The following is a 20146-nucleotide window of genomic DNA, read 5'->3' as shown; positions in this document are numbered from 1 at the left end:
GCGCCTAGCGGCCACCGGGTTCAGACAGCGCGGTTTCCGCTGCCTGGTAGATAGGCTTGGCCAGGTAGGCCAGCAGCGTGCGCTGGCCGGCCTCCAGGAAGGCGTCCACGCTCATGCCGGGACGCACGCGCTGCGCGGTCAGGCCGGCGTCGACGGATAGCGACACCACGTAGTAGCGCTCGCCGTTGGGCTCGCTGACGGCATCGGGGCTGATCACGCTGACCCGTGCGGGCAGCGCGCGGCCCGCGCCGGACAGCGCGCTGATCCGTACCCGGCCGGCCATGCCGACCCAGATGTGGTCCCGGTCTTCGGGCTTGACCCGGACTTCGGCGATCAAGGGCACATCGGTGGGCGACAGTTCGAGCAGTTCGCCGCCGGGCTTGATCACCATGCCCTCGTGCGGCGCGATGACGCGGTGCACCTGGCCGTCGCCCGGCGCCAGGATGCGCGCGGCGTCCTTGCGCCCGGAATTGGCCACGGCCTCGGCGCCCAGGCGCGACAGCTGCATTTGCGCTTCATTCAGGTCCTGGCGGGCACGCGACAGGAAATCGGCACGCACCTGGCCCAGGCGGGATTCGGCTTCCTGGTGTTCGGCCCGCACCCGCGGCAGACGGGCCCGCGCCTGGTTCAAGGCCGAGCGGATCCGTTGCAGGTCGGCACGCTTTTGCAGCAGCACGCCTTCGGCCGCCGCGCCGGACTTGACCATGGGCTCGATCATGCGCACCTGTTGTTCCTGCAAGGCGGCTTCTTTTTGCAGGTCGGCAGCCTGGCTGTCCAGTTCGCGGACTTCGGCGTCGCGCTGCGACATCTGCGCCGTCAGGACCGATTCGGACTGCGCCTGCGCGGCACTGCGCAGACGGTGGGTGTCGAGCTCGCTGGCGTAGGCCTCGTCCAGCGCAGCGGCCGTGACATCCGCCGCCGGGAGCAGGTCCGCCGGCGGCGCTGGCGGCATGGGCTGGCCGGCCACCTCGCGTTGCAGGCGGTATTCCTTGGCCAGGAGCGCGGCGCGCGTGGCGGCGCTTTTGGCGTAGGCCTCGTCTACGTTGGTGTTTTCGACCTCGGCCAGCAAGGTGCCTGCGGTGACCACGTCGCCTTCCTTGACGGCCATGCGGCGGATGACGCCGCCTTCCTGGGCCTGGATGAGAATGTTGTGGCGCTCGACCCGCACCACGCCGCTGCCGCGCACATAGACTTCCAGGGGAAACGCCGCCGCCCAGACCAGAAAGACCAGCATGCCCATGGCGACCAGGCCCGTCACCGTGCGCGGCAGCAGGCGGCGCAGGCGCAGGCCCGCGGACGCCTTCGGGCCAGCCCCTGCGGCGGCTTGGGCACCCAAGCGATTCATAGTCGGCCCACCGCCAGCTGGATCTGGCCGGCGGTCTGCAGGCCGACGTCCAGCTGGTTGACGATATACAGATTGCGCTCGTCAACCTGCATTTCGGTAGCCAGCTGCTTGATCTGCAATACGCGCGAGAATTGGGCCGACAGGCGCCGGCTGACCTCGCCCTCGTTGGCGGGAATGCGCGCTGAAATCGACAGGCCGTGCTCGGCAATACCGGCCAGGTTGGCCTGCAGCCAGGCGCGGGCCTGGTCGCGCTGGCCTGCCTGCAAGGCCGCGTCGGCCGAAGCGAAGGTCAGCATCAGGCTGCCGGGGCGCGCGGCCGCTTCGCTGGCCATGGGCGCGGCGGTCTTGACCTTCAGGCCCTCTTGCATGCGGGCAATGCTGGCCACCATCTGGAACAGCAGGGTCAGCAACAGGAAGACCATCAGCAGCACGGTCATCAGGTCGACATAGGCGGGCCAGAAATGGCCGGAAGATTTGGAACTGCTCATGATCGGGGGTCCTGGGAAAGCGGCGGGCCGGTGCGGATGTGGCGGGGAACAAGGCCAAGCGTGTCCAGGCCGTCTTCCATGCGGCCCGCCACATGAAACAGGCCCAGCACGGAAAGCAGGTGGTTGCTGTAGGCGTCGATGTTGTCCACGCGCTGCGTGAAATAGTCGTTCTGCGCCGAGATCAGGTCGTTCAGGCTGCGGCTGCCCAGGCGGAACTCATCGAGATACAGGGCCTGGGTGCGGGCGGCTTCCTGCTGGCCGGTGGCGCTGAGCTGCCACTGTTGGTAGGTGGTGTCCACGTCGAACACCAGGCGGTCGGCGGCGTCGCGCAGCTCGCGGCGGGTGGCCTCGAATCTGGCCTGGGCTTCACGTTGCGCGGCGCCGGCCTCGTCGATGCGGGCGCTTTTGAGGCCGCCATCGAAGATGTCCAGCGTGACCTGGGCGTAGACATTGGCGCCCAGGCCGCGCGCCTCGTCCTCGAACGGTTTCTTGTATGACGCGATGACGTCGACCTTGGGGTAGCGGTCGGCGCGGGCGCGGTCCACGCCGGCATCGGCGCCCCGCAGCTGGGCCCGCAGCGATTGCAGCGAATAGTTGCCGTCGATGGACGAGGCCAGCACGTCGGCCGCGACGTCGATCTGGTCCAGTTGCAAGGTGATGGCCTGGCTGCGGACGGTTTCGCCGGTCAGGGCGCGCAGCGACTGCTGTGCCTGGTCGAAATTCTTGGTCAGGGTCTTCAGGCGGTTCTGGGCGTTGGTCAGCGCCAGCTGGCTGCGGATCAGTTCGGATTGCGGCGACAGGCCGCCACGCACGCGTTCCTGCATCAGCGAGGCCAGGCGGCGCAGTTCGGCGACGTGTTCCTGGGCAATGGCTTGCATGCGGCGGTAACGTTCGCTGTCGACATAGACCCGCACCGTGTCGAATTGCAGGTCGGCGCCTTCCTGGCGGTAGGCGAATTCGCTGCCCTGCCGGCCGGATTCGTTACGCGCCAGGTCGGCGGCACGGCGGCCGAAGTCCAGCGCGGTGTATTGCAGGCTGAACTGGGCCTGCCCGTACTCGTCGTTGGTGCGCCGGTAACCGGGGTAACGGTGGTCAATGGCGTCGTCGGTCTTGGCCAGCGCCTGCAACTTCGGGTAATAGGCGGAGCGCGCCGAGGCGATGCCCGCCTTGGCCGCGTCGACCCGCGCCGACGCCATGCGCAGGCGCATCGAATAACGCTGTGCCAAGGCCAGCGCTTCGGCGATGGTGACTGCGTGGCCGGCCGGCGCGGGCGTGCTGGGCGCGCGCGCGGTGGGCGCTGCGGTGGCCGAGCGGTCGGCCGGGCCGTCCGCGTCTGCCGCTGACAGGAACGGCGGCGCCACGGAAACCGGCGCGCCCTGCCCTCGCGGCTGCGCGGCCCCCTGCCCGGCCGACAGCGCCGGCATGGCACCGCCCAGCCACAACGGCAGGGCCAGCGTAAGCGGAAAGAGAGCCTTCATCGTGTCAGGCCCCCACCGTCTGGGCGGCTTGCGAAGGCCGGGCCGACTCGGCATCGGTGTCCGGGTTGGCCATCAGGTGGCGGGTCGCCAGCGACGACACGCCCCGCACCAGTTCCAGCGCGGCGTCCTGTTGCGCAACCACGCTTTGGGTCATCAGCCCCAATTGCGCGGCGCCGCGGTCGATGGACTGGTCAATGGCCTCGAGCTTGCGGTGCGTGGCATCGGTGGCCTGGGCCAGCGCGCCAAGCGTCTGGGCCAATCCGCGCACGGCGCCGCCGACCTCGACGCGGTTCTCGTCCAGCGCGCTGACCGAACGGGCCATGCCGGCCGCCATGCCGCGCAGCGTGGCCTTCATGCTGTCGTGGGCTTGCAGGCGGGCTTGGCCAAGCGACACCAGCACGTCCAGCTGGGTGCGCAGTTCGAGCAGATGACGGGCGGTTTCGCGCACGGCATCGCGGATGTCGGCCTGATGCGCGCTCTGTTCCTTGGCGGCAAAGCCCAGCACAGCGAAGCATTCGCGCGTGGCAAGATCGCGCTCCAGCGCCTGATCGCGAATGTCGCGCAACACGTCCAGGGCTTCGGCGCCACCGTTCCAGCGCACCGTGAGCGGGGCCTGGGACGACGCGCCGTGCTGGGCGCCGGCCGACGGCGTGCCGCCGTATTGCGTGTCATGGTCGTTGGCTTCCCGCTGCAGCGACCAGTTGCGGATGCGCTGCACCAGGTTGTCGTTGGCATCGGCCATGAACTGCGCCACCGCGCCCATCAGCAGCGAGCCCAGCAGCCCCATCAGCGACGCCGAGAAGGCCGACGCCATGCCCGACAGCGGCACCGACAGGCTTTCCAGCATGGCCTGCACGCCGCCATCGCCATTGAGCGACTTGAGCACTTCGCCGATGCTGCTCATGGTGGCCATCAGGCCGATGAAGGTGCCCAGCAGCCCCAGCCCGATGAGCAGGCCGGCGAGGTATTCGGCCAGCCTGGCCCGCAGGCCCAGGACCTCTTCGAAGGAATGGATGACGTGATTGCGATGCAGGACGTTGGGGCTGCCCAGCTCGTTTTCGAGGCGGCCATTGAAGAAGGCCATGACGCCCTTCAGGCGCTGCGAGTCGCGCCAGGCGTCGGGGTGGGATTCCAGCCGCAGCCATTGGCGCTGCCCGGCCCACAGGCCGATCGCGCAGTACAGCGTGTACAGCAGCCCCAGCGCGAACAGGCCGATAATGGCGCTGTTGGCCATCGGATTGTGGTGCCAGGTTTCAACGATGCCTTGCGCAAACCAGATGGCCGATCCGACGGATGCGCCGAACAGCATGCTCATGATGATGATGGGACGACGAATTCGCATGGGGGTCCGTGAGTGGGATAGTTGGCCTGGACGAATCCATTGGCAATAGCTCGCCGCAGCCGGCGGCGAGACGCGGCAGCGGTAACCGTGATGGGTTGAGCCAGTGGGTGGGCCGCGCCGGCAGCGGGGCCTGTGGGGTGCTTGCAGAATATCAACGCCGCCGCGCCCGGGTTGTAGGAAACTTCCGATAGCAGCTGAGCTTTCGTCCTACGGCTTGAATACAATGCTGCCTGCCGGCGGCGTCGCCGCGCCCGTCCCGAGGTCCAAGCCTGCTGTGTTCCCCCTGCGAATCAATCTGCGCGGCCTGGTGCTCGCGCTTACGGTGTTCAGCGCCCTTGCGGCCACCGCCAATGCCCTGTATGCCAGTTACCGCCTGCAACGCGAACAGCTCATCGCCAACACCCTGGAGTCGAACCGGGTGTATGCGGCCAAACTGGCCGAAAGCGCCGGCTATTTCCTGAAGGCCGCCCAACGCCAGTTGACCTACAGCGCCCGCCAGATCGCCGAGCATATGGATGCGCCCGACCTGCTGGCCGCCGAAGTGCTGCGGGTGCAGGAACAAAGCGACAACTTCAACTCGGTCGGCGTGGTGGGCGCCGACGGCCTGATCCTGGCCACCACGCAGAATTTCCGCAATTTCCTGGGCACGCGGGTGGACAGCCCCGGCAGCCGGGCCGCGCTGGCCGCGCGCCAGCCGATGATCAGCAAGCCCTATGTATCGATCGCCGGAAATCTGCTGATCAATCTGTCGCACCCGGTGTTCTCGGCGGATGGCCGCTACCTGGGCTACCTGGCCGGCACCCTGCACCTGCGCAAGGACAGCGCCCTGGAAGACCTGCTGGGCAAGCACCACTACACCGACGGCTCTTATCTCTATGTCGTGGATGCCGACGGCCGCTTGATCTACCACACCGATCCCCACCGGATCGGCGAGCGCGTCACCGGCAACGCGGTGATCGACGCCGTCGTGGCGGGCCACGCCGGGGCGCAACGGGTCATCAATTCCAAGGGCGTGGACATGCTGGCCGGCTATGCGCCGGTGCCCGCCAGCGGCTGGGGCGTGGTGGCGCAGCGCCCGGCCGTGGCCACGCTGGAACCCATCCACGACCTGGTCTGGGCCCTGGTGGGCTATGCCGCGCCGCTGGCGCTGGTGTTCCTGATGGCGATCTGGTGGTGTGCGCGGCAGATCTCGCTGCCGCTGTCGCAGCTGGCCACCAATGTCGAACACCACGACGTGGCCGTGGCCATGCAGCGGGTGAAATCGGTGAAGGCCTGGTATTTCGAGGCCGAACGCTTGAAGCGCGCAGTGATCTGGAGCTTCACCAGCCTGCAGGAAAAGATCGGCAAGTTGAACCTGGCCAGCATCACCGACCCGCTGACCGGCCTGCGCAACCGCCGCGGCACGCAGGACGCGGTGGACCACCTGCAGGCATCGACCACGCCTTTCGCGGTGGTGGCGCTGGACATCGACCACTTCAAGCGGGTCAACGACACCTACGGCCACACGATCGGCGACCAGGTGATCCAGGGCGTCGCGCAACTGATGCGGGACTGTTCGCGGCCCAGCGACATCCTGTGCCGCAATGGCGGCGAGGAATTCCTGATCCTGCTGCCCGGCGTGGCGCCGACCGAAGCGGCCATCGTAGCCGAGCGGCTGCGCGGCCGCATCGCGGCGCGCGACATCAGCCAGGTGGGCGGCATCACGGTGTCGGCCGGCGTGGCGCAGTGGCCGGCGGCGGGGCCGGACGTGGCCCAGGCGTTCCATGCGGCCGACGCCGCGCTGTATGCCGCCAAGCAGCAAGGGCGCAATCGGGTGGTGCTGCACGGGACGCCGTGAGGCTTGCCGTAAGGGACGCCATAAGGCATGCCGTGGGCCGTTTCCTGAATGGGACCGTCGCCTGCGCTTGTCCGCGAGGCCGACCGCGGCCCCTAGTGGCCGGTCAAGGCCCTGAAATGGCTGGCGATGGCCGCCGCGAGCAGACCGCCGATGACCGACACGTGTTCCAGCGCGAAGAACAGCGCCAGCTTGGCCTGCGGCGGCGGCAGGCGCCAGAAGGCGTGCACGAGCACGATCGTGAGCAGCAGGAACACGCCCAGCGCCGCCGCGGCCAGCCACAGCGCGCGGTCGGCCAGGATCAGCACGGACCCCGCCAGCATCAGCGCAGCCACCGCGATATTGATGAAGATGGCCGGCTCCAGCCCGACCGCGCGCATTTCCGCGACCCCGCCCCGAAAATCGATCACTTTGGCCGCGCCGGAGGCGATGAACACCACCGCCAGGCACAGCCGGGCGATGAACCAGAGCCCGCTGCTTTGAAGAAGGGGATCGATGTATTGCGCGATGAACGACGGGGTCTGCATGAGTCCTGATCCTGGGGGCCGCGGCCCGACGGGTGGCGCGGTGAGGCTGATTTGCCAAATTCGGCGCGACGGACTATAAGACCTCAAGCTAACTTGAGGTCAACACCCATGGCAGGCGACAAGCCGATCGACACGGCGCGACTCATGACGGTGGGCGAAGTGGCCCGGCGCAGCGGGGTGGCGGTGTCCACCCTGCACTTCTACGAATCCAAAGGCCTGATCCAGAGCACCCGCAGCGGCGGCAACCAGCGGCGCTACCCGGTCATCGTGCTGCGCTATATCGCCATCATCAAGGTGGCGCAGCGCACGGGCATTCCGCTGGAGGAAATCCGCGAGGCCATGGCGCGCTTTCCGCAAGACGGCAACAAGCTCACGCCCGCGCAATGGAACGAACTGTCGTCGCAATGGCGCGAGAACCTGGACGAACGCATCCGCAAGCTGACCCGGCTGCGCGATGAGCTGGACAGCTGCATCGGCTGCGGCTGCCTGTCGCTGCAGGACTGTCCGCTGCGCAATCCCGACGACGTGCTGGGCCGCGACGGGCCAGGGGCGCGGATATTGGATCGGCCGTGAGGTCACGGCCGGCCATTAGGTCGCGGTCGACCGGCGATCCGGCCTGCCAGGACGCATTCCGGCAATGATCCGCATTGATTTCAATTCCTTGCGCAACGGGTTGTATTCGATTGACATAGTGTTGCGCGACGGCTCGGGATAATCGCAATTGTCCGACCAAGTCGGGCCTGCCGGCCCTGCAATTACAGTATCCTGCGCGCAGAGAAACATCGCATCAGGCCGGCCCACCCGTATATGTTGCGCAGTAGATTTTCGATCAAGTCCCTGGAACGCTATTTCTTGATCCTGGCGGCGGGGGTGGTGTTGCCGATGTCGGTGTTGACCGGGATTCTGCTGCTACAGAGCCGCGCCGCTTATGTCGCCACGAGCGATGCGCAACGCGCCTTCAGCATCGTGCGCGCCACCGTGAGCGCCATGGAAAAGGTCTCGGCCGAACGCGGCCCGATGAATGCGGCGCTGGGCGCGCCTTATCCCGCCGCGCAACCCCTGCTGGATTCCCTGCAGGCCGCCCGCGACCGCAGCGACGCCAGCATCGCCCAGCTGCTGGCCTTGTACCGCGCGCCGCTCAGCCCGAACAGCGCCAAGGAATTCACCAATATCCAGCGCATCCGCTACGCCCTGATCCAGGCGCGTGCGCAGGCCGACGCGCTGATCGCCGCGCCGCGCGACACGGTGTCGGGCTACAGCGTCCTGATGGCGGTCAATGGCATGGTGGCGCTGGTGCCCGAACTGCAAGCCGCCATGGCCGACAGCGTCGGCGTGGTGATGCGCAACGAAGTCGACGCCCCCAGCCTGCTCGCCCTGGCGCTGCTCGCCAGCGAGCTGCGCGAACAGGCGGGCCTGTTCGGGTCGACCTTCACGCCCGCGCTGGCCAAGCACCGCCAGCTGACCGATGCCGACGAATACCGCATGGAACGGGTGCTGGGGCGCATCGACCAGTTGCACGCGCTGCTCGAAGCGCGCATCGCCACGCGCCCCGACCTGCGCGCGTCACTGGCCTACATGGACATGCAACGGCTGTATTTCGGCGAAGGCATGCGCTACCTGGAAGAAATCCGCGACGCGGCGGCATTGCAGCCGGGCGGCGCCGAGATCTCGACCGGCGAACTGGCCCGGACCTACGTGCCGCTGATGGCGTCCATCACGCAGTTTCGCGACCAGATGCTGGACAGCATCGAACGCAGCATGCAGCAGCACCGCGGCGAGGCCATCCGCCTGCTGGTCATCACGCTGGTGGCGGCCACCATGCTGGCCGCCGCGCTGATGCTGTCGCTGGGGCAATTCCGGCGCCGCGTGATCCGGCCGTTCGTGCAGGCCACCCGCATCATCGGCGCCATCGCCAACGGGGCCCCCACGTCGTCCATTCCGGTGGGCCAGTACCGCGGCGAGGTCGACGGCATGTTCAAGGCGCTGCGCGTGCTGGAAGACAACGCGTCGGCGCGCCAGCGGCTGGAACGCGAGCGCGACCGGCTGATCGTCGACCTGGCCGTCATGGCCGAAACCGATTTCCTGACCGGCCTATTGAACCGCCGCGCCTTCGAGGGCCGCCTGGAACAGGCGCTGGACAGCTGGAGCGGTTCGGATGCCGTGCTGGCGTTCATCCTGTTCGACATCGACGATTTCAAGGGCATCAACGACACCTATGGCCACGCCAGCGGCGACCAGGCCTTGAAGATCGTCGCGGACCTGTGCCGCCAGACCTGGCGCCAGTCCGACGTGGTGGCGCGCGTGGGCGGCGAAGAATTCGCGGTGCTCTGTCATACCGGCACGGCGGACCAGGCGGTGCAGGCCGCCGAACGCATGCGCACGCGCATCGCCGCCGCCCGCGTGCCGGCCGAGAACGGCACGACCTTTGCGCTGACTGCCAGTTTCGGCGTGGCGTATGCCTCGTGGGGCAATGCCGGCGCGGCCGATTCGCTGTTCCGCCATGCCGACGAACTGCTGTACCGCGCCAAGATGGCGGGCAAGAACCGCGTGGTGCCGGGCGAATCAGACTGATTCCGGATGGCAGGAACGCCTGCGCTTCCTACAATCCAGTCATTGCCTTTTCTTCTGCTTTCGTCGGTTCACGACCTTCTTTCACCGCGCGTTTTCACCGCGCTTCGTTTTTCGCTCTTCTCATTCCCTTGCCTTATCGCGGCGGCCTGCCAGACATGCCGCCAGGGGCTTCTTTTGCCTGACGCAACGCAACCCTCCCAGGACACCATGCCTTTTTGCCCTGCTTCGCTCCCGCTTCGCATCAAGCCCGTTCTTGCGCTGGCCGCGCTGTGCCTGGCCGGCGCCGCCCACGGCGCGTCCAGCGATCTCACCCTGTACGGCATCATCGACCTGGGCATCGCCTACGAACGCCTGGATGGACAATCGCGCCTGGCTCAGCGCAGCGGCGGCCAGACGCTGTCTTACTGGGGGCTGCGCGGCGCCGAAGACCTGGGCAATGGCTACCGGGCGTTCTTCCAGCTGGAAAGCGGCTTTCACGCCACCGACGGCTCGCAGATGCAAGAACGGCCTTTCGGTCGCTGGGCCTACCTGGGCGTGGCCGGGCCCGCGGGCGAACTGCGGCTGGGCCGCCTCTGGACGCTGGGCAACAGCTGGGGCAACAAGGGCACGCCGTTCGGCAACAGCTGGAGCGGCGCAGCCGGCGCCACCACGCTGGGCTACAACGACGGCGATTTCGGCGCGGCCGGCCGCAGCAACAACACCGTGATGTACCTGTCGCCCACCGTGAACGGCTGGCAGGCCGGCCTGGGCTACAGCTTCGAGGCGCACGACAGCGCCCAATTTGCCACGGCCAGGCACGACCGCGTCCTGACCAGCGGCATCCGCTATCAACAAGGGCCGCTGGCCGCCGCCCTGACCTACGAACGGCTCAATGCCGGCCCCGGCATTGCGCCTCAGGCCAACGCTTCGGTCAACGCGCCGCCCAAGCGCAATGCCAGCAACATGCAGGTGGTTGCCGCGTATGAGCTGGAATGGGTCACGGTGCACGGCGGCTACGGGTTGCTGCGGCACCCCAATGTCGGGCCGTCGGCGGGCTACGGCCGCGTGCAGACGTATCTGGGCGGCGTCAGCGTGCCCGTGTCCGGCCGTGGCAAGGTATTGGCCTCGTACCAGCGCGCCACGCGGTCTAGCATCCAGGGCTGGGCCATGGGCTATCAACACGATCTGTCCAAGCGCACCAATCTGTATGCGCTGGTCGACCGCATCGACCGCCGCGATAGCCACCTGTTGCAGACCATGGCGGGCATCAAGCACGCGTTTTGAGCGACGGCGTGCAATGCGCGTGCCGCTGAAATGAAAACCGCCGCCGGCATGATGGCATGCGGGCGGCGGTCGGTAGGGTCGGTCGAAGCGGGGTACGGCTGCGCTTGACCGAGATCGGATTACGCAGGCGCGTGGGCAGCGCGCTTGTCTTCGGACGGCTCGGTGTCGGCCGGGCGGGGGATGATTTCAGGGTCCGGGCGCGTATCAGGCGCCTTCCAGTTCAGCGGCGGAATCTCGATGCGCGATTTCTTGCTGATCAATTGGGACATGTGCGTACTCCTGTTTGCGGTGTCGGCCTGCCCTGCGCAGGCACACAACACGGGTATCCAGCGCGCCCGGGATGCGAAGGTATGCAGAGGGGCATCAGGAACGGGCGCCAGGGCGTGGCCCTGGGGACTGCACTCGTAGGGGGGCAATGCGTGTGGTGTCTTCAGCGGCTTGGAAACAGCGGCCCGAAGGCGATTGTTTGGGGTTGCCTGGAGATTGCCCTGGGTGGCTTGCCACAGTGTTGCCGACCAGGGATTTGGGGGAAGGTCTTGCCCAAAATCGGCAGCCCTAACCGGAAGACTTGCCACGGAAGACTTGCCACGGAAGACTTGCCACGGAAGACTTGCCAGAAGACTGGCAACCACTACTGATAACTACGAGATAAAAGTAGTTTACTACAAATTAAAAGAAAAAGCCAGAAAATGGTCACGAATTGCCCACATAACAAGTCCAAGGCATACCCGAGCGAAAAGTTGCATGAGCTGTCGACAAACGGGAAAATCGCCACCTTGGGCCGCCCTGTCCGTGGCTGCAGACTATAGGAGTAAACGACGTGCGCAACCCCGTTCTCGCGGCAACACCGGCCGGCATCATGAAAGGCCGGGGCCGGCAAAGCGCCAAAGGCAGACACGCGATTCTGCATGGTGTCGTTTGCGCGGCGCTCGCCAGCGCGGCTTTCCTGCAGATCGAATCCGCCCATGCCGCCGGTTTCGACTGCAAGGCCGCGAAAACCCATGTCGAACATCTGATCTGCGGCGAACCCTCGCTGTCCAAGCTGGACGATCAGGTCAAGGACCTCTACGACCGGATTCAAGCCGAAACCGCTGGCCGTGACGGTGAAACCGGTGAATGGCGCGATCCTGTCGCGAAAGAGCAGACGCAATGGCGCACCACCGTGCGCGACCGTTGCCCCGACGCCGCCTGCTTGAAATCCGCCTACGTGGACCGCATCGCTGCCATGAAGAAGAACTGGGCGGAAGCGCTGGCGGATTAACGACTGAGATTGACAGCGGAGAATGATCGTTCTACTCTGCATCATCCTTTGCAGAACGATCATTCTCCATGGCTCGCCCCGCTCCCTCACGCGCCTCTCGCTCCCCTGCCCTGGCCGCCGCATCGCTGCCCCCGGCAGACACCCGCCAGCGTCTGCTGCAGGCCACCGAATTCCTGGTCTATTCGGGCGGCATCCACGCCACCGGCATCGACCTGATCGTCAAGACATCCGGCGTGGCGCGCAAGAGCCTGTACCAGCTGTATCCGAACAAGGATGCGTTGGTGGCGGCGGCGCTGGAAGCGCGCGATGCGCGCTGGATGCGATGGTTCATCGACGCGACGTCGACCGCGGCCACGCCGCATGCGCGGCTGCTGTCCATGTTCGACGCCTTGCGCGAGTGGTTTGCCTCTGACGGCTTTCGGGGCTGCGCCTTTTTGAACGCCGCGGGCGAGATCGGCGACGACGCCAGCCCGATCCTGGCGGTATCGCGCGAACACAAGGCGCGCTTGCTGGCCTATGTGCGCGACCTGACGCACGCGGCGGCGCTGCCGAACCCGGACGACACGGCCTTGCAGCTGCTGGTGCTGCTGGACGGCGCCATCGCGGTGGCGCTGGTGTCGCGCGATCCGTCCATCGCCGACCACGCGCGGCGCGCGGCCCAGGCCGTGCTGCAGGCGGCCGGCTTGCACGTCGATGACGCCAATTCCCCAAGCTGAAGGCCCGCCGCCCGGTTTTCTCTTCCCTGCCCCCCACCCATGAGGTCACCGCGATGACATCCGTTTCCGCCAACCGTCCCCCGCTTCCTCCCTTTACCCGCGACAGCGCGATCCAGAAAGTGCGCCTGGCCGAAGACGGCTGGAACAGCCGCGATCCGGACAAGGTCGCGCTGGCCTACAGCCTGGATACGCAGTGGCGCAACCGCGCCGAATTCGTCAAGAACCGCGAGGAGGCGCGCGCCTTCCTGGCCCGCAAATGGGCCAAGGAACTGGATTACCGCCTGATCAAGGAACTGTGGGCGTTCACCGACAACCGCATTGCGGTGCGCTACGCCTACGAGTGGCACGACGATTCCGGCAACTGGTTCCGGTCGTACGGCAACGAGAACTGGGAATTCGGCGAAGACGGACTGATGATTCACCGCTACGCATGCATCAATGACCTGCCCATCAAAGAGGCGGACCGCAAGTTCCGTTGGCCGCTGGGCCGCCGGCCGGATGACCATCCCGGCTTGTCGGCGCTGGGCCTGTAAGGGCCGACACGCCTGCGCATTACGGCGCGGGCACCCACTTGATGCCTTCGCCGTCGCCGCCTGCCTGTACCGGCAGGGGCAGCCTGACCTGGCGGCCGCCGTGCTCGACGATCAACGCCTGGCCATCGATGCCGATAAGGCGAGCCGAGCGGGTCAGGCGGTCGCCGATAGCATAGGCCTGCGGCGGGCCGCCATTGACCGACAGCACGGCGGCGCCCTGCCCGCCGCCCGCCAAGGCGCCCGCCACCTGCACATCCAGCTTGGCCGGGCCGGGTGACAGCCACGCGGCCACGCTGGCCGCGCCCGGGTCGTCCGGCACGGCGACCGCCGCGGGCGCGGCCGGCGCAGGCAAGACCGGCTCGCTCAAGCGCCAGCCCCACCAGCCCAACCCCGACACCAGCGCCAGGGCGCCCACCAGGCTGACAAGGCGTGGCCACGACGGTTGGGCGCTGCGGTCAAAGCGGACGTTCATCATCATTTCTCCCTGTTCCTTCATGCCCTTCCCGGGCCTGACTTCACGGCAACAAGCCCATCAATGCAGCAAGAACACCCGCCGATAGCGCAGCGGCGTCTGCCCCAGCACGCCGCGCGAGATCACCAGTTCCAGCGCCGTGGCGGGCTGTTCGCCCTGGCCGGGCAGCGTGACCCAGCCTCGGCCAGGCGCCCAGGCCCGCAGGCTGACGTCCAGCAGATTGTCCAGCACGAGGGTGCCGGCATCGGGCGGTGGACCGGCGATCGGATAGGCGTCGGTGGGTGGACCGGCGATGCGCAGCAAGGCATTGCCGCGGCGTTCCCAGACCACGCGCTGGCGGGCGTCGGGCTGGCCCGGCGCCCCGCGCAGGATATCGATCCGCGGCGTCGGGGTCTTCATGCCGGAAACGGCGATGGCGTCGGGCAGCAGTTGCGGCAGGACGACGGGCGGCTCAGTGTCTTCGGCGGCTTGCGCGCCCGATGCAGGGGTTTGCGGCGGCGCAGTCCATGCTGTGGGCGGCGGCGCCTGCTGCGGGGCGTCGGCCACGCTGCGCGCACCGATGTCGCGTTCGAACTGGTCGAAGGCGCGGTGCAGCGCCATGGCCTCGTCCGTGTGCTGGTCGAGCTTGCGGCTGGTCAGCGCCACGCTGTCGATGGCGCGCCAGGAGATCAGGCTGATGATGGCCATGATCATGATGGCGATGATGACTTCGATCAGCGTGAATCCTTGCTGGCGGGCAGTCATGGCAGTGTCGGTTACCGCACGTCGACGATGCCGGCCAGCGTGGCCAGGCGGGGCGTGGGGCGCTGGTCCAGGTAGACCTCGACCGTGACCTCGCGAGCGCCTGATCGCGCATCGCCGTAGCGGCTTTCGCACACCAGGTTCAGCGCGCCCTGCGGGCAGGCCACGCGGTCGCGGTTCAGGGTCAGGACCGGCGGCGCCAGCTGCACTTCGATCAGGCGGTTCTGCGCCGACAGCAGCGCCAGCGCGCGTTCGCGCAGGATGCCGTTGTTGGTGGTCAGCATGCCGGTGGTGCGCATGACGGCGGCCAGGGCCACGCTGACGATGGCCAGGGCGATCAAGATCTCAAGCAACGTGAAGCCCTGTTCGCGCTTGGACATCGGCGCCCTATTGCACCTTGAAGCGGCCGCTGGCGTCGCGGCGCACTTCGACCTGGCCCGCGGCGCTGGACAGCACCAGGCGCCAAGGCTGGCCAAACCATTCCGGGGTCAGCACCACCGCCCCGCCCGATGCCACCCGCACCGGGCCGGCCTGCCAGCGCTGCGGCCGCAGCGCAGCATCGCGGCGAAAGTCTTCGACGTGAAAGGGGTCCACCACCGGAACGCCGCCGTCATCGGTCCAGGCGCCGCGCACGAAGCGGTAACCGTCGGCGTCGGCCTGCCAGGCGATGCTGCGGCCGTCCCCGCGGACTTCGCTTTGCGCCACGGCGAAGCGTTCGGCCAGGCGCTGGGCATCGTCGCGCAAGACGCGCAGCGGGTCGGACCGGATCGACAGGCCCAGCGCCGCCGTGGCGATGCCGACGATGACCAGCACCACCATCAGTTCGATCAGCGTGAAGCCGCGCTGCGGGGACGCCTGGCGCCTCATGCCAGCAACCGCGCGGCCTGGCTGTCCACGTGCCGGTGCACGTCGCGCAGGTGCCGCCTGACGATGCGGCTCGACACCCCGTAGCGCGCCGCGGCTTCGCTTTGCAGCATGCCCTCGATACGCACGCCGATGAAGATTTCGCGTTGCTGGCGCGGCAGCGCATCGATCAGGCGCAGCAGGTCGCGCAGGGACGAACGCGCCTGGGCGATGTGGTGCGGCCCGGGGGCCGTATCTTCGACGTCTTCCAGGTCGATGTCGCCGCAGGCGCCGCGCAGCGGCCGGTCGGCCCGCAGCCGGTCGATGGCGATGTTGCAGGCCATGCGGAACACGTAGGCGCCGGGGTTGGCGACCGGGCCGGTGTCCAGGCCGCCGTCGGCCAACCGCAACCAGGTGTCATGCAGGCAGTCGGCCGCCAGCTCGGCACACCCCAGGTGGGCGCGCAACGTATTCAGCAGCCGCCCATAGTGGGCGGCAATGAAGTCGCCCAACGCAGCGCCGCGCCATAGCGGCGCCTGGGCGCTGCCCGGGGCGAAGTCGTCGCGACGCCGCCGCGCGGGCGGCGCCGGCTCAAGGCATAGCGGCATGGCAGCCCCCGCTGACGGCCCTGCCCCCGGGCGCAAGCGGGCGCCGTCCGGTGCCGGCCGGACGCTGGGCAGCCCGCTTGCGCATTGCCCAGTTGGCCGGCGTCAACAGGCCTTCGTCCAAAGCCTGGCACAGCAACGCGGCCAGGGCTTCGTGGCAGGCGATGGCGTCGAGTTCGCGGTCGAACGTGGGCGCGCATTCGCAGCCATTGCCTTCGGACAGGCCGGCGAACCAGCGAAACAGCAGGTTGTAGGCGATCTGCTCGTGAAAATACGGTTTGCTGCCGGCGGGATACAGCAGTTGCAGCAGATAGGTGCGGCACAGGATGGCCGGGTCCAGCGTCAGGCCGCAATCGGCGCTGGCCTGGCGCAGCAGGTCGGCGTGGGCGCGCAGGGCGTCGTCGACGTGTTCGCGCAGCGCCACCAGCGGATGGCGCGGCGGCACGTAGCGCGTCAGCTGGATCTGGCCGATCCAGGTTTCGTGCGAAACCACCCAGACCCAGGGCGATCCGTAGCGCGACACCGACACGGGCTGCTGCCGCGCGCAGTCCAGCACCTTGGAAAGTTTGCGGTCCAGCTCGAGCATGCCTACGTTGACGGTGGCCGACACGGTGCGCTCCTTAGGGTAGTGCCCTGGGGCCGGGTAGGCCCTGGTCCGGTTTTGGCCGCGCTGCATAAGGCGCGTCCTGTACCCCTAAGACGACTTGGCCGACGCGAACCCGCCATCTTTTTTGTTCAAGGGCGGATCGCCGACGGCTGGCCAACGGCCATCGGCCAGCCGGCCCCTTTATTCAGGACGGCTGACCCGCGCACGCCAGGCCTGCAGCAGTTGCCGGTTCAGCGCGATGCCGGTGGCCTGCTCGATCGGCGCGACCGGCGCGCCGTGCAATGCCTGCGCCAGGATGTCGACCAGGTCCGCGCTGGCCAGCGCGCGCTCGACGGCGTGGCCGAATTCCTGCGGGCTCCAGATTTCCTGGTCGAGCGACAGGCCGACGAACCAGCGAAACAGCAGGTTGCACGAGACCTGCTCATGCAGGCCGGCCTCGGTATCCAGGCCATAGACCAGCTGGATCACCAAGGCCCGCAAGAGCGGCTGCGCCTCGATGCGCAGCATGGCGCGGATGGCGGCGGCGTGCAGGCGCGGCTGGCTGGCCGAAAAGGCCCGATCGACGTGGTCGCGCAAGGCGGCCAGCGGGTGGCCGGCCGGGTTGAATTCCACCCGGCGGGTATTGCGGGACCAGACCTCGTGCGACACGATCCAGACCCATGGCGAGCCGTAGCGATGCACCGACACGGGGTGTTCCCACGCCGAATCCACCACGGCCGACAGATTCTCCTTCAGTTCCCGGATACCGATATTCGGTTTACGCGACACGCTGCTCCCCATCGCGCGGGCGCGCCCTGCCCCCAGGATGGCGGATCGGCGCGGCCTGCCTCTATATATGGGTATGACGAGTCTGGCGCGGCAAACCCGCCACGCGGCGCGGCTTGCAGGGCCGTGCGGGGCGGAACCGGAAAGCGGACGAAGGCCGGGCCGACGACCAGACTGACGGCCAGACCGACAGCGGCGATGTCAGCCCAGCAGCACCACGTTGCCCGGCAGATGCGTGGCGGTCAGGCCGAAGGCTTTTTCGATCTGCACCAGCACCTTGTCCATGTCGCGGATTTCAAACCGGCCAGAGAGCGCGCTGGCCTGGCGCGGCGCGTCCAGCAGCACCACGCGGCCGCGGCGGTAGCGGTTGATCTCGGCCACCACTTCGGCCAGCGGCGCCTGGCGGAACACCAGCGAGCCCTGGCGCCACGCCGAGGTTTCGGCCGGATCGATCTGCTGCACGGCGCCCAGGCCGTGCTTGTCGTAGAGCAGCCGCTGGTTCGGCCCCAGCACGGTGGCGCCGCTGCCCAGCGCCACCCGCACCGAGCCGGCCAGGCAGGTGACGCAGACCGTGCCGTCCAGATGCCGCAATTCAAAGCGCGCGCCGCGCGCCTGGACGCTGCCGGCGCCGCTGCCCGCCCCGGCCATCACGGTGACCGCGGTGGGCGAAGCCTGGCCGTCGAACGCGGCTTCGCCCGAGATCAATTCCACCCGTACCGCGCCCGGCTGTTCGGCGCGCAGGGCGATGCTGGTCTGCGTGTTCATGTCGACCTGCACGCGCTCGCCCAGGCCGAACTGGCGCCGGTCGCCGGTGTCGGTGCGGTAGTCGGCGGTCCATTCGTCCCACGCCGGCCAGAGCCGGAACGGCGGGGCCACGACGGCGGCCACCGCGGCAACGCCCGCGCCGCCCAGCGCCGTGCCCAGGAAGGCGCGGCGGCCCCAGCCGGCACGGCCCGAGCGGGAAGCGGCCTGCTCGCGCTGCTGGCGCAGCACGGCTTGCCCGGCCGGCACCATCTGCCCCCACAGGCGTTGTTCGGCGGCGTAGGCGCGCGCGTGCTGCGCGCTGGCGGCGCACCACTGCTTGAAGGCGTCGGCATCGCGCAGCGTGGCCTGCCCGGACGCGATCAGGCGGATCCAGGCGCGCGCCTGGCGTTCGATGTCCGCCTGTCTGCGATCGGCGGGCTGGCTTGCGGTGTTCATTGCATACTCTCTCGATGCCGCCGCGCCGCCACTTGCGGGCGATGGCGCGCCGTTTTTCCCCTTGACATCCATAGGACGACTCTCGCAGCCGGAACCCGCCTTATGGTGACAATAATTTACGTGTTCGCCGCGCACAGTACTCGTGCGCGTTGCGCAATTCGCGTTCGACGGTGCGCAGCGAGACGCCCAGCCGTTCGGCGATGTCGTTCTGCGGCAGGCCTTCCAGCCGCACGGCCAGCAGGATGACGCGTTGACGCGCAGGCAGTTCGCCCATGGCCCGGGTCAGCGCATCCAGTTCGGCGCGGCCCTCGGCGATGCGGTCCGGGCCCGGAGCGGGGTCGGGCACGTTCAACAGCACCTCGGCTTCGGCCACGGTCAGGCGGCGGTTTTCGACGCGTTGCTGGTCGACGGCCACGTTGACGGCCATGCGCATCAGGTAAGGCCCCGGGCTGTCCACCGGCCCCAGGTCGTCCTTGGCTTCGAGCCGCAGCCAGGTGTCCTGCAGCGCGTCGCTGGCCAGGTCCGGGCAACCCAGGCGCCGCGTCAGGCGGGCCTTCAGGTCGTCGTACCGTTGCAGCATGAAATCACGCAGGACGGACAGGCTGGAGGGCATCATGAATCTGTGTCGGAACAGAAAGGTCGAGGCGGCCGGTTCAATGCGCCGGACAGCCTTGGTCGTGTTCGGCCGACTGCGGCATGATCAGCATCACGAAGGGCTGTTCCAGATCCCGCGGCGGCGCCTTGTCCAGCACGATCTCGTCCAGCGTGCGCGCAATCGCCTCGTCCTTGCCGGCGTCGCCGGTGGAATCGAGCACCCGGGCGCCTTCCACGCGGCCCATGGGCGAGACCTCGAAGCTGACGGCGGCGCGGTAGCCGCCCGCGCGGGTGATGGCATTGCGGCACAAGGCGTCGCGCACGCCGGCCTGCACCACGCCGTAATAGCTGCGGTAGAACGCGCCGCGCGGCGGGTCGGCGCGGCGGGCGGCCGATCCGCCATGCGCCTGGCGCGCGTCGGACTGCAAGATGAATGCGTTGGCCGCGGTGTATTCCGCGACCAGCCCCGTCCCTTCGATCAACATGCGCAAAGCCGCCTCCGGCGTGTAGATTCCCTTGACGGCGGCCGAACGCCGCCCCACCGCCAACGCGGCGCGATACACCACCGAACTGCCGGTGACGTTGCTGTAGTGTTCAAGCGCCGATTGCAGCGGCTGCGCGGGGATGTCGAAATCGAACAGGCGCAGCACCGGTTCCTGCGCACCCGCCGGACGCCAGCACAGCGCGGCGCACAGCCACAGCAGGGTCCAGCAGCAGCCTGTCCATCCGCGCCAGTAGCCGCCAGCCAGCCCCTTGCCCGCCAGCCCCTTGCCCGCCCTGATCGGCTCCTGATGCATGCCCCGCCCTTGTCGCGTTGCGGCGGCTGACGGGGCGCGCCGCAATACGTCGTGCTAATCGGTGAATGGGCAATGTAGGGCGCGCTTGTGACTGCGGCGTGACAGCCAATCGTCAGCTTTGCGCACGGGTGCAAACGGGCCGCCATGCCGGCGGCCCGCCATCG

23 protein-coding genes are annotated in these 20146 nt (G+C 68.1%); 7 read left to right on the top strand and 16 right to left on the bottom strand.

The features are described 5' to 3' along the window. Positions 1-4 precede the first annotated feature (4 nt). From HV798_RS14685 to HV798_RS14670, 4 genes are read right to left on the bottom strand one after another with little or no spacing between them, the layout of a single operon-like run. Positions 5-1345, bottom strand: a complete 1341-nt coding sequence (locus HV798_RS14685; protein ID WP_175193035.1) for an HlyD family type I secretion periplasmic adaptor subunit — start codon at positions 1343-1345, stop codon at positions 5-7. Beyond that, positions 1342-1833 carry a hypothetical protein gene (locus HV798_RS14680; RefSeq protein ID WP_175193036.1) on the bottom strand — a complete coding sequence of 164 codons (492 nt, stop codon included), beginning with the start codon at positions 1831-1833 and terminating at the stop codon, positions 1342-1344. Before HV798_RS14680 ends, HV798_RS14685 begins: the two co-directional genes overlap by 4 nt. After that, positions 1830-3311: a TolC family protein gene (locus HV798_RS14675; RefSeq protein ID WP_175193037.1), complete on the bottom strand. Its 1482-nt coding sequence runs from the start codon at positions 3309-3311 to the stop codon at positions 1830-1832. Before HV798_RS14675 ends, HV798_RS14680 begins: the two co-directional genes overlap by 4 nt. A gap of 4 nt (positions 3312-3315) precedes the next feature. Then, positions 3316-4653 (bottom strand): MotA/TolQ/ExbB proton channel family protein, encoded by a 1338-nt coding sequence (locus HV798_RS14670; RefSeq protein ID WP_175193038.1) that lies wholly within the window; start codon positions 4651-4653, stop codon positions 3316-3318. A 283-nt stretch (positions 4654-4936) separates the two neighbouring features. Between HV798_RS14670 and HV798_RS14665 the strand changes: the two genes are divergently transcribed. Continuing rightward, positions 4937-6490, top strand: a complete 1554-nt coding sequence (locus HV798_RS14665) for a GGDEF domain-containing protein (protein ID WP_175193064.1) — start codon at positions 4937-4939, stop codon at positions 6488-6490. Between the two features lie 92 nt (positions 6491-6582). On the opposite strand, the gene HV798_RS14660 is transcribed toward HV798_RS14665, so the two are convergent. Further along, positions 6583-7014, bottom strand: coding sequence for a DoxX family protein (locus HV798_RS14660; RefSeq protein ID WP_175193039.1), 432 nt, complete (start codon positions 7012-7014; stop codon positions 6583-6585). Between the two features lie 108 nt (positions 7015-7122). Here HV798_RS14660 and soxR point away from each other — a divergent pair, with 108 nt between their 5' ends. The 3 genes from soxR to HV798_RS14645 all read left to right on the top strand — a co-directional run bounded on the left by soxR (position 7123) and on the right by HV798_RS14645 (position 10848). Then, the gene (soxR, locus tag HV798_RS14655; RefSeq protein ID WP_025140722.1) at positions 7123-7587 is read left to right on the top strand and encodes a redox-sensitive transcriptional activator SoxR; all 465 of its coding nucleotides are present in this window, start codon (positions 7123-7125) and stop codon (positions 7585-7587) included. Between the two features lie 234 nt (positions 7588-7821). Then, entirely contained in the window at positions 7822-9585 is a 1764-nt protein-coding gene (locus HV798_RS14650; protein ID WP_175193040.1) for a GGDEF domain-containing protein, read from the top strand. A gap of 207 nt (positions 9586-9792) precedes the next feature. Next, positions 9793-10848: a porin gene (locus tag HV798_RS14645; RefSeq protein ID WP_175193041.1), complete on the top strand. Its 1056-nt coding sequence runs from the start codon at positions 9793-9795 to the stop codon at positions 10846-10848. A gap of 119 nt (positions 10849-10967) precedes the next feature. Here HV798_RS14645 and HV798_RS14640 read toward each other — a convergent pair whose 3' ends face one another. Then, positions 10968-11117, bottom strand: a complete 150-nt coding sequence (locus HV798_RS14640; RefSeq protein ID WP_175193042.1) for a hypothetical protein — start codon at positions 11115-11117, stop codon at positions 10968-10970. Between the two features lie 551 nt (positions 11118-11668). Here HV798_RS14640 and HV798_RS14635 point away from each other — a divergent pair. The 3 genes from HV798_RS14635 to HV798_RS14625 all read left to right on the top strand — a co-directional run bounded on the left by HV798_RS14635 (position 11669) and on the right by HV798_RS14625 (position 13358). Beyond that, complete coding sequence (locus HV798_RS14635) at positions 11669-12109, top strand: lysozyme inhibitor LprI family protein (protein ID WP_246288825.1); 441 nt, start codon at positions 11669-11671, stop codon at positions 12107-12109. 68 nt (positions 12110-12177) lie between these two features. Then, a complete protein-coding gene (locus HV798_RS14630) occupies positions 12178-12825 on the top strand; it encodes a TetR/AcrR family transcriptional regulator (RefSeq protein WP_175193043.1) in 648 nt (215 codons plus the stop codon). A gap of 53 nt (positions 12826-12878) precedes the next feature. Continuing rightward, positions 12879-13358, top strand: a complete 480-nt coding sequence (locus HV798_RS14625) for a nuclear transport factor 2 family protein (protein ID WP_175193044.1) — start codon at positions 12879-12881, stop codon at positions 13356-13358. A gap of 19 nt (positions 13359-13377) precedes the next feature. Here HV798_RS14625 and HV798_RS14620 read toward each other — a convergent pair whose 3' ends face one another. From HV798_RS14620 to HV798_RS14575, 10 genes are all read right to left on the bottom strand, one after another. Beyond that, entirely contained in the window at positions 13378-13836 is a 459-nt protein-coding gene (locus HV798_RS14620; protein WP_175193045.1) for a hypothetical protein, read from the bottom strand. A 54-nt stretch (positions 13837-13890) separates the two neighbouring features. Further along, the gene (locus HV798_RS14615) at positions 13891-14574 is read right to left on the bottom strand and encodes a PulJ/GspJ family protein (RefSeq protein ID WP_175193046.1); all 684 of its coding nucleotides are present in this window, start codon (positions 14572-14574) and stop codon (positions 13891-13893) included. An 11-nt stretch (positions 14575-14585) separates the two neighbouring features. Next, entirely contained in the window at positions 14586-14951 is a 366-nt protein-coding gene (gspI, locus tag HV798_RS14610; RefSeq protein WP_175193047.1) for a type II secretion system minor pseudopilin GspI, read from the bottom strand. A gap of 7 nt (positions 14952-14958) precedes the next feature. Next, positions 14959-15438 (bottom strand): type II secretion system minor pseudopilin GspH, encoded by a 480-nt coding sequence (gene gspH, locus HV798_RS14605; protein WP_175193048.1) that lies wholly within the window; start codon positions 15436-15438, stop codon positions 14959-14961. Further along, entirely contained in the window at positions 15435-16022 is a 588-nt protein-coding gene (locus HV798_RS14600; protein ID WP_175193049.1) for an RNA polymerase sigma factor, read from the bottom strand. Before HV798_RS14600 ends, gspH begins: the two co-directional genes overlap by 4 nt. Beyond that, on the bottom strand, positions 16006-16629 hold the full coding sequence (locus HV798_RS14595) for a transposase (protein WP_175193050.1): 624 nt from the start codon (positions 16627-16629) through the stop codon (positions 16006-16008). The genes HV798_RS14600 and HV798_RS14595 overlap by 17 nt, the downstream gene beginning before the upstream one ends. A gap of 177 nt (positions 16630-16806) precedes the next feature. After that, a complete protein-coding gene (locus tag HV798_RS14590; RefSeq protein WP_175193051.1) occupies positions 16807-17394 on the bottom strand; it encodes a transposase in 588 nt (195 codons plus the stop codon). Between the two features lie 198 nt (positions 17395-17592). Further along, the gene (locus HV798_RS14585; protein ID WP_175193052.1) at positions 17593-18591 is read right to left on the bottom strand and encodes a FecR family protein; all 999 of its coding nucleotides are present in this window, start codon (positions 18589-18591) and stop codon (positions 17593-17595) included. Between the two features lie 100 nt (positions 18592-18691). Further along, positions 18692-19207, bottom strand: a complete 516-nt coding sequence (locus HV798_RS14580; protein WP_175193053.1) for an RNA polymerase sigma factor — start codon at positions 19205-19207, stop codon at positions 18692-18694. A gap of 37 nt (positions 19208-19244) precedes the next feature. Then, positions 19245-19982, bottom strand: a complete 738-nt coding sequence (locus HV798_RS14575) for a secretin and TonB N-terminal domain-containing protein (RefSeq protein ID WP_246288823.1) — start codon at positions 19980-19982, stop codon at positions 19245-19247. Between the last annotated feature and the right edge of the window lie 164 nt (positions 19983-20146).

It is taken from the genome of Achromobacter deleyi, assembly GCF_902859705.1.
GTDB classification, from domain to species: domain Bacteria; phylum Pseudomonadota; class Gammaproteobacteria; order Burkholderiales; family Burkholderiaceae_B; genus Achromobacter; species Achromobacter deleyi.
The sequence above is the reverse complement of the archived record's forward strand: the minus strand, read 5'-3'. Positions and strand labels throughout refer to the sequence as shown.